We start from the raw sequence: 8,937 nt of genomic DNA on the forward strand, positions 1-8,937 counted from the left end.
TCGCAAGAGATGCGATGGATGTCTGGTGATTTGTAGTCATAAATTTTAGTCCCCACTTGTTTTTAAGTGGGGACTAAATTAAGGCTTATAGGATGAATTCATAAGGTGTGTTCAGCGGACGCTTACGTAATACTAAACTATGGTGACGGTAAATATGACTCATCCATAAAAAAGCCACTCAATCGAGTGGCTTTTTTAATTGGTATTCTGCTTTTAATTAGCAATAACCTTCTAAGCGGGTTAAAGGTAATTTTTGACCAATGGCTTTTTCAATTTCTGGCAAAGAGAACGCATCATCTTCTGACAAGAAGCTAATACTCACACCGCGAGTACCTGCACGACCGGTACGACCAATACGATGAACATAATCATCTGACTGTTCAGGTAATGTGAAGTTCACCACGTGTGAAACGCCATCCACATGAATACCACGCCCAGCAACGTCAGTCGCAATCATAATATTATGTTGACCATTTTTAAATTGATCCAACATTTTTAGGCGTTTGTCTTGCGCGATTTCACCAGACAACATCACCACTTTATAACCATCTCTTTTAAGATGATCATACAACTTACGTACTTGATCACGTCGATTGGCAAAGATCATTACTTTTTCAATCGGTTCTACACGTAAAATTTCTTCTAACAATTTATATTTGTCAGATTTTGCCACCATGTAGACACGTTGTTCTACGTCGGCATTGGTTTTTTTCTCAGGTTCAATTTCAACAGTCACTGGTTCAAACAACCATTGCTGTGCCAAATTTAAAACGTCATAACTAAATGTTGCAGAGAACATCAAAGTTTGTCGTTGTTCTTTACGTGGTGAAAAGCGCACGATACGTTTTACAGATGGGATAAAGCCCATATCTAATAAACGGTCAGCTTCATCAATCACTAAAAATTCTATTTGATCTAGCCAAACTTCTTTTTGTTCAACAAAATCAATCAAGCGACCCGGTGTTGCCACCATAATGTCGACAAAATTACGATTTAATAGATTTTTTTGCTTATCAAAATCTACCCCACCGAGCAAAGTCATGACATTCAAATCAGTGTATTTCACTAATTCTTTTGCATCACTTTCAATTTGCAAAGCAAGTTCGCGCGTTGGTGCAAGAATCAATGCACGCGGTTCACCACGATAACGCTGTTCTTTAATTGGATTATTCAACAAGTCATTGATCACACTGACCAAGAAAGCCGCAGTCTTCCCAGTACCAGTTTGAGCACGACCAATAGCGTCATGTCCAGCCAATGTAAATTTTAAAACCTTTTGCTGAATAGGCGTCATATCCTTAAAACCTAAAGCATCAATGGCTTTTTTAAGGTTCGGATGTAAATTTAAGGTTTCAAAACCTGATGACATATAGATGTGCCCTAATTGAATAATCACAAAATTGCTGAAGCATTATAAACAAAAAACGCCCCAATTTACATTGGAGCGTTTTTGAGTACATTCAGACGATTAGTCTAAAGGTTGTACTTCTTCAGCTTGGAAGCCTTTTTGACCTTTAACAACGCTGAATTCTACGCGTTGGCCGTCACGAAGTGAACGGTGGCCTTCGCCCATAATTGCGCGGAAATGAACGAATACGTCGTCGCCGCCGTTACGTTGAATAAAGCCAAAGCCTTTAGTGTCGTTGAACCATTTAACAACGCCTTGTTCACGAGCTGTCATAAGTTAATCCTTATCGTATTTAAAAAAGAAGGACCACCCGGTGTTGCAAACAGCAGACCAAACAAGGTTAAAAAATATTTTTATTTCTAAGCTTGTAATCATTCTGTAAAACTATCAACAAAATCCCGGTTACATCCAAATATATCAAGAAAAACGCGGCTTCACAGCCCTCATAAATCTTAATAACGCAACGAGCTTAACATGGGTTAAACGCAAATAATAGGTTTTTTTGCGCTAAATTCCTTATCAATAAGCTTATTTTTTCACATACTTTTCAACAATGAATGGCTAAGACTTTTCGCCTTTTTATAGTTGGGATTTGGCACTGTATTTGCTAATATTTCATTTCATATGTAAATGCGATGAAGTTCAGCTGTGAATGATGGTAAAAAGACAGTGCTCACTGTTGATGCAATGGGTAAACCCTGCCCAATGCCTTTATTGATGTTAAAAAAAGCATTAAAGAATAGTTCTGGACATTCTTTGCTTTTGAAGTCATCTGACCCACATAGTCAACAAGATGTATCACGATACTGTCAAATTCATCAGTTAGACTTTCAATTGAGTAAAATTTCAGAGTCTGAATTTCATTACTTAATTGAATCTTAAAAAGTTTCGTATAAACTTAATTGCTTCACATTTGCATAAAACTTTACATTTCTATACCCAATTTTCCATTATTTAGCGAAATATTGGATTAAGATAAATCTTAATTATTGGGCATAGCCTTTATTATTTCTCAAGGAGAAGATATGAGTGACAGCAGCAATCAATTGATGCCCCTGTCATTATCGGCACCCGGGGTGAATCTCGGTGCTTATATTAGTACTGTTAACCAAATTCCTATTTTAACGGCCGAACAAGAAAAAGAGCTGGCCGAACGTTATTACTACGACCAAGATTTAGATGCTGCCAAAATGTTGGTAATGTCGCACTTGCGTTTTGTTGTACATATTGCGCGTAGCTATGCAGGCTATGGCCTGCCACAAGGCGACCTGATTCAAGAAGGTAACTTGGGCTTAATGAAAGCAGTAAAACGCTTTGACCCTACTATGGGTGTTCGCCTTGTTTCTTTTGCAGTGCATTGGATTAAGGCAGAGATTCACGAATATGTGATTCGTAACTGGCGTATTGTTAAAATTGCAACTACCAAAGCGCAGCGAAAATTATTCTTTAATTTACGTAGCTTAAAAAAATCGTCTAAAAAGCTCACCATGGCTGAAGCTGAGTCAATCGCCAATGACTTAAATGTGACTGCAGCACAAGTGCTCGAAATGGAAGGTCGTTTAACAGCATACGATGCAGCCTTCGAAGCACAAGGTGATGACGATGACGAAGGTTCAACGCATATTGCCCCAGCGCTATATTTAGAAGATAACCGCTACGACCCTGCTCGCTTGGCTGAAGAAGAAGATTACGAAGAACAAAGTAGCACTGCTTTGCATGAAGCGATGGATCAACTCGATGATCGTTCTCGTAATATTTTGCAGCGTCGTTGGTTAGATGATGAAAAATCAACGCTACATGAACTTGCAGCTGAATATAATGTCTCTGCAGAACGTATTCGTCAGTTAGAAAAAAATGCGATGGAGAAAATCAAAGTCGCAATGTCATCAAATTAATGACTGAATTCGGTTTAATATCCATGAAAAAAGAGCATCTAAATGCTCTTTTTTTTGGTTTAAATCAAAATAAAGATTCGGTTGTTTTACTTAAATTACGTTCAAAAATATGCTATGGTTGTGCGCAAAATTTGTTAGGGTGAATGCACATGTGGATGGCAATCTCCGCACTCAATTTAGCTTTTGCAGTCATGCTTGGTGCTTTTGGCGCACATGGATTAAAAGCACGTGCCAGTGAAGCTCAACTTGCTTGGTGGCAAACCGCAACCGACTATTTTTTCTATCACGCCCTCGGTTTACTTGCACTTGCAATTATTGCGAAAGTGATTCCGCAAATTCCGATTAAAGCCAGCTTCCTTCTTATCCAAATTGGTATTTTGTTTTTCTGTGGCTCACTATATATCATGGCGCTTGGCTTACCGCGTGGTTTAGGTGCAATCACCCCAATTGGCGGTGCACTGATGATTGCAGGTTGGATCGTCCTCGCATGGAATGCGTTTAAATTTGCAAGATAAACGAATAAAGAGTACTGAAGCGCACAAAACAGACTCAATCTTTAAATTTGCCTAGAACGAATGGAAATCAGCACAAATGCAAATATTTTTAAACGGCGAAGCAACTCAAACTGATTGTATAAACCTGTTGCAATTGATTCAACAATTGCAACTAGAGGGTAAACGTTTCGCTGTCGAAAAAAATGAAATGATCATCTCAAAAAGCAAATTGGATCAAACACTAATTGCTGAGCAAGATCATATTGAAATTATTCATGCCGTTGGCGGCGGCTAAAATGGAGCTCCCATGAAAGACACACCTTTAATTATAGGTTCACGAACTTTTAACTCCCGTTTATTGGTCGGTACCGGCAAATATAAAGACCTAAATGAAACAGATTTAGCCATTCAAGCCAGCGGTGCAGAGATTGTCACTGTTGCAATTCGACGTGTGAACATTGGTCAACATGCGGATCAGCCTAACTTGCTTTCTGTGATTCCGCCTGAAAAGTACACCATTTTACCCAATACAGCGGGTTGCTTTGATGCCAATAGCGCAGTACGCACCTGCATGATGGCACGTGAATTATTGGATGGCCATAACTTGGTTAAATTAGAAGTATTGGGTGATGAAAAAACCCTGTACCCGAATATTACCGAAACGTTGAAAGCAGCACGTACTTTAATAGATGATGGTTTCGAGATAATGGTGTATACCTCTGATGATCCAATCGTGGCACAAGAGCTTGAAAGTATGGGCTGTGTTGCGATTATGCCTTTAGGTAGTTTAATTGGTTCTGGTCTTGGTATTCTCAACCCACACACCATTTCAATTATTAAAGAAAACGCTAAAGTGCCAGTATTGGTTGATGCTGGTGTTGGTACAGCAAGCGATGCAGCTATTGCAATGGAATTGGGCTGCGACGGTGTATTAATGAATACAGCGATTGCGGCTGCACAAAATCCAATATTGATGGCTTCAGCTATGAAAAAAGCCGTTGAAGCTGGTCGTGAAGCGTTCCTTGCTGGTCGTATGCCACGTAAACGTATGGCCAATGCGAGCTCACCTGAAACAGGATACTTCTTTAAATAAGCCCTGATTCACGCTATAAAGAGGACTCAAACGAGTCCTTTTTTTGACGATAATAATGAAAATTCCCAAACTCATTTACACCTTTCCCCTTTTGGTACTTCCATGTTACCTACATGCCCAAATTCCAGCCCAGGCCAGATTACTCGCGCCAAAAGGGTGGGACATCTTAATGGCAGCAACTGGTGATTTAAATAAAGATCAGCTGCAAGATATAGCAATGATTGTTGAGAAGCAGAAAGTTGATATCGTTACAAAAGATGAAGGTGGCGAGGTCATTCATGACAATCCGCGAAAATTTTTAGTATTCTTTAAAACTGCTCAGGGTTACCAACGAGTTGCAGAAAACAATAGTATTCCTGTTGCTGAACAAGCCAACTCATGTTTGCTCGACCCACTGGCTGAAGCGGATAAGCTTAAAATTTCTAAAGGAATTTTAAAGGTACATTTCAGCTACTTTATGGCCTGTGGTGGCTGGGAATGGCCCCGTCACAGCTATACCTTTAGATGGCAAAATAAGCGCTTTGAATTGATTGGATTTGATTACAGCAGTTTTCATCGCGCTTCAGGAGAAGAAACGTCTAAGAGCTATAATTTTCTAACCCATAAACGCAAGGAAATACTGGGTGGCAACACCTTTGAAGAAAGTAAAACCCAAATTAAATGGACGAGCTTTAAAACGCCCCAAACATTGACCTTAAATAATATTAACTTTGATGACTTTTATACACAGTTTGAATACTAAAACTTTTATAGATCAGCAAAAAACGCCTCACAATGAGGCGTTTTTATAAATAACTAAAGATATTTTAAGGAATCAAGCCTTCATCTCGCATTGCAATTTGTACCGATTGACGCTCAGCAACTTTATTACGAATCGCAATAATATTTTTATACGGTGTTAAATCGTGCTCAATGCCATTTGACCAATTTGTAAGTACAAAAAGGTAGGCATCTGCCGGACCAAAGTTATCATCAACCAAATAATCATTATCTGACTCGCCAATCGCTTTATCGATATAACTCAATAAACGGTCAATTTCAGCATAGGCTTTTTCTTTTGCTACAGCATCTAATGGCGCACCAAAGAATACTGCATAGGCATCATGCAATTCAGAATTCAGATAACCTAACCACTCCAATACTTTTGCACGACCTAAGCCTGATGGTGGAATTAAGTCTTGTTTAGGATCATGTTGTGCCAAGAACGGTAGAATCGCTACGTTTTCAGTCAGTATCAAACCTGGATTAATTTCTAAAGCTGGAACATATCCTTTTGGATTAATCTCGTAATAATCTAATCCTTTTTCTGTTTTATGGGTTTTAAGGTCAACACGAACCAAATCAAAATCTACGTTAATTTCATTTAAAATTATATGGGCAGCCAATGAACATGCACCTGGCGAATAATAAAGCTTCATATCTGATCCTTGTTATAAACTATTAACTGTTTTAAATCGCTTCTGACAAACTTTCAAGTGATCAAACCTGTAAATTGCAAAAAAGCGTAAATGCTGAAACACATATACTCATTGACTATTGTCCATATCTATAGAATTTTCAAGTCAAACTGTTATGCATTTTTTTATTCAGTTGTTTTAACATAGCCCTGTTTAAAGTTTGATGAAAATATACAGTGCTGCAACTCAAAAAAGATCAATGGTTTTCTAATATTCGTACCGATGTACTGGCCGGTTTAGTGGTTGGTTTAGCACTCATTCCAGAATCAATAGCGTTTTCAGCGATTGCAGGTGTTGATCCACAAGTCGGACTATATGCATCTTTTTGTATTGCTGTCAGTATCGCATTTTTTGGTGGTCGCCCTGCCATGATTTCAGCGGCGACAGGCGCAATGGCACTGCTGATGATTACCTTAGTCAAAGAACATGGCTTGCAATATTTATTAGCAGCGACTGTGCTTACAGGGATCATCCAAATTATTGCTGGCTATTTTAAAGTTGCAAAGTTAATGCGCTTTGTCTCTCAGGCAGTGGTCTACGGTTTCTTAAATGCACTAGCGATTTTAATCTTTGTTGCTCAAATACCTGAAATTTCCAAAATGGATAGTACGGGTTATGTGTTCATGCTACTTGGCTTAGCTGTGATTTACTTATTTCCCTACATTCCTAAACTTGGTAAAGCAATTCCATCCCCTCTCGTTTGTATTATTGTTTTAAGTTGCTTGGCGCTATTGCTTGGTTCAAATATGCGCACCGTCAGTGATTTAGGGCAGCTACCTGATACCTTACCTATTTTCTTAATTCCGAATATTCCATTCAATATAGAAACACTGACGATTATTTTCCCGTATTCCATGACGTTAGCGACTGTCGGTTTACTTGAAACCATGATGACCACAACGGTGATTAATGAAATCACCCATACTGAAGCAGATCGCCATCAAGAATGCAGTGGCCAAGGGATGGCAAATATTGTTAGCGGATTTATGGGCGGTATGGCCGGTTGTGCCATGATTGGTCAATCTATTATTAATGTAACTTCTGGTGCGCGTACACGCCTATCGACCTTAATCGCAGGTGTTTTCCTACTCTGTTTGGTTGTTTTCCTAAAAGATTGGCTGGCTTATGTGCCAATGGCAGCTTTGGTCGCAATTATGATTATGGTTTCATTGACGACGTTCCAATGGGGCTCTGTGAAACAATTTAGCAAACACCCAATCTCTTTTAACATTGTGATGATTGCTGTAGTTATTGTCGTTTTGCTGACACATAACTTAGCACTTGGCGTATTTGTTGGCGTTTTACTTTCAGCGCTATTTATCATTAATCAATTAGAAAGCTCAGTAAAAGTCACTTCAACTTTACATAATCATCAACGTCGCTACCAAGTCAGTGGTCAAATTTTCTTTAGTAGTTCAGAGCGTTTTTACCAATTTTTTAACTTTAATGAGCACATTCAATCGGTGGAAATTGACTTGTCAAATGCACACATTTGGGATATTACCTCGGTCAATATGCTAAATAGTGTGGTGGAGAAATTTGAAGCAAAAGGCATCAAAACGCAGTTACTTGGTCTCAATGAAGCCAGCGCAACCTTAATTGATCGAATCAATAATTAAGCCTACGCTTGGTCATTTTAAAATTCCATTTAGCTTAATTTGCCGCCCAAGTGAGGCGGCAATATTATGTGTACTCAACCACATTCAAAGGAACAATCATCTACTAATTCAATGAAAATTATAAATTTTGTTGAATCTTATGTTTATAAAAAATACAATGACAGAATATTAAAATATATTTTTAGTTTTGATTCATTTACTTCCGCATTTCTTTTAAATGATTTAGAACTTTAGGGGAAAGGCGGAATAATGAGACAAGGATTTGTATTTGATCCAGTCCTAAAATATCTCTATGTGCTCATCATTTATAGCATCTTAGTATTTATCAGCTTATTTTTTAGCTCAGCAGTCAATGCAAGCCTACAAAACTCCCCAAACTGCACAGCAAATATTCAATCGATACAGGTTGCACAAGGCAACCAAGTAAATCCTCAACTACGTCCCACCGCAGGCTGGCTTAACTTAGAACAGCTTCCCGACCAGTGGAGCTCACGCTGGCCAGATTTTCATGGCAATGCTTGGTATAAAATTGATTTCAACTATCACTGTACAACATCCGTCCAAGCACCCATTTCTTTTGCGCTCGAAAGCATTACTCAAAGTGGCAAGATTTATATTAATGATTCATTGCTATGGAGTGATTTATCTGTACATGAGCCTGCATCTCGTAGCCAATATGTCCCACGCCAATGGAGCATTGCCCCGTCAAGTTTAAATGAAGGTAGAAATGTCATATGGGTACAGGTCTACGGTAGCTTGACGCAAAAATCTGGACTGGGTCAAATCAGTCTAGGTACAAATCAAAGTGTATTGCCTATCTACAAAAGTTGGCTACTTGAAAAAAGGGTGGTGTTTTAAAAAGTATGCTGACATTAAATGAAGCCATTATTGATGTAAAAGAAGGTTAAGTCGAAGGCTTTAAAATGGTTTTCAAGCTTTTTGGAGAAATTACAACTTCTTCTAAAACCACG

At 38.6% G+C, this 8,937-nt stretch carries 11 protein-coding genes and 1 pseudogene; 8 read left to right on the forward strand and 4 right to left on the reverse strand.

Annotated elements, in window-relative coordinates:
• Nucleotides 1-217 precede the first annotated feature (217 nt).
• Both rhlB and FTT84_RS15650 read right to left on the reverse strand, forming a co-directional pair.
• Complete coding sequence (gene rhlB, locus FTT84_RS15645) at nucleotides 218-1,369, reverse strand: ATP-dependent RNA helicase RhlB (RefSeq protein WP_067762209.1); 1,152 nt, start codon at nucleotides 1,367-1,369, stop codon at nucleotides 218-220.
• A 99-nt stretch (nucleotides 1,370-1,468) separates the two neighbouring features.
• On the reverse strand, nucleotides 1,469-1,681 hold the full coding sequence (locus FTT84_RS15650; protein ID WP_005014923.1) for a cold-shock protein: 213 nt from the start codon (nucleotides 1,679-1,681) through the stop codon (nucleotides 1,469-1,471).
• A 414-nt stretch (nucleotides 1,682-2,095) separates the two neighbouring features.
• On the opposite strand from FTT84_RS15650, the gene FTT84_RS15655 reads away from it, so the two are divergent.
• From FTT84_RS15655 to FTT84_RS15680, 6 genes are all read left to right on the forward strand, one after another.
• A complete protein-coding gene (locus FTT84_RS15655; RefSeq protein WP_067762280.1) occupies nucleotides 2,096-2,290 on the forward strand; it encodes a sulfurtransferase TusA family protein in 195 nt (64 codons plus the stop codon).
• A 143-nt stretch (nucleotides 2,291-2,433) separates the two neighbouring features.
• The gene (rpoH, locus tag FTT84_RS15660; protein WP_180081765.1) at nucleotides 2,434-3,303 is read left to right on the forward strand and encodes an RNA polymerase sigma factor RpoH; all 870 of its coding nucleotides are present in this window, start codon (nucleotides 2,434-2,436) and stop codon (nucleotides 3,301-3,303) included.
• Nucleotides 3,304-3,452: 149 nt separating this feature from the next.
• Complete coding sequence (locus FTT84_RS15665; RefSeq protein WP_180081763.1) at nucleotides 3,453-3,818, forward strand: DUF423 domain-containing protein; 366 nt, start codon at nucleotides 3,453-3,455, stop codon at nucleotides 3,816-3,818.
• 76 nt (nucleotides 3,819-3,894) lie between these two features.
• Nucleotides 3,895-4,092 carry a sulfur carrier protein ThiS gene (gene thiS / locus FTT84_RS15670; RefSeq protein WP_180081761.1) on the forward strand — a complete coding sequence of 66 codons (198 nt, stop codon included), beginning with the start codon at nucleotides 3,895-3,897 and terminating at the stop codon, nucleotides 4,090-4,092.
• Nucleotides 4,093-4,104: 12 nt separating this feature from the next.
• Complete coding sequence (locus FTT84_RS15675) at nucleotides 4,105-4,890, forward strand: thiazole synthase (RefSeq protein WP_180081760.1); 786 nt, start codon at nucleotides 4,105-4,107, stop codon at nucleotides 4,888-4,890.
• 55 nt (nucleotides 4,891-4,945) lie between these two features.
• Nucleotides 4,946-5,632, forward strand: a complete 687-nt coding sequence (locus FTT84_RS15680; protein ID WP_067762220.1) for a hypothetical protein — start codon at nucleotides 4,946-4,948, stop codon at nucleotides 5,630-5,632.
• Between the two features lie 64 nt (nucleotides 5,633-5,696).
• On the opposite strand, the gene FTT84_RS15685 is transcribed toward FTT84_RS15680, so the two are convergent.
• The gene (locus tag FTT84_RS15685; RefSeq protein ID WP_180056613.1) at nucleotides 5,697-6,308 is read right to left on the reverse strand and encodes a glutathione binding-like protein; all 612 of its coding nucleotides are present in this window, start codon (nucleotides 6,306-6,308) and stop codon (nucleotides 5,697-5,699) included.
• Between the two features lie 215 nt (nucleotides 6,309-6,523).
• Between FTT84_RS15685 and FTT84_RS15690 the strand changes: the two genes are divergently transcribed.
• Together FTT84_RS15690 and FTT84_RS15695 are read left to right on the forward strand one after the other, a co-directional pair.
• Entirely contained in the window at nucleotides 6,524-7,966 is a 1,443-nt protein-coding gene (locus FTT84_RS15690; protein ID WP_180081759.1) for a SulP family inorganic anion transporter, read from the forward strand.
• 249 nt (nucleotides 7,967-8,215) lie between these two features.
• Entirely contained in the window at nucleotides 8,216-8,824 is a 609-nt protein-coding gene (locus FTT84_RS15695; protein ID WP_180081758.1) for a hypothetical protein, read from the forward strand.
• A 14-nt stretch (nucleotides 8,825-8,838) separates the two neighbouring features.
• Here the strand turns inward: FTT84_RS15695 and FTT84_RS15700 are convergent.
• Nucleotides 8,839-8,937 (reverse strand): annotated as a pseudogene (locus FTT84_RS15700) (IS1 family transposase); the annotation flags it as partial.

Source organism: Acinetobacter sp. YH01019, assembly GCF_013420285.1.
Lineage (GTDB): Bacteria > Pseudomonadota > Gammaproteobacteria > Pseudomonadales > Moraxellaceae > Acinetobacter > Acinetobacter gandensis.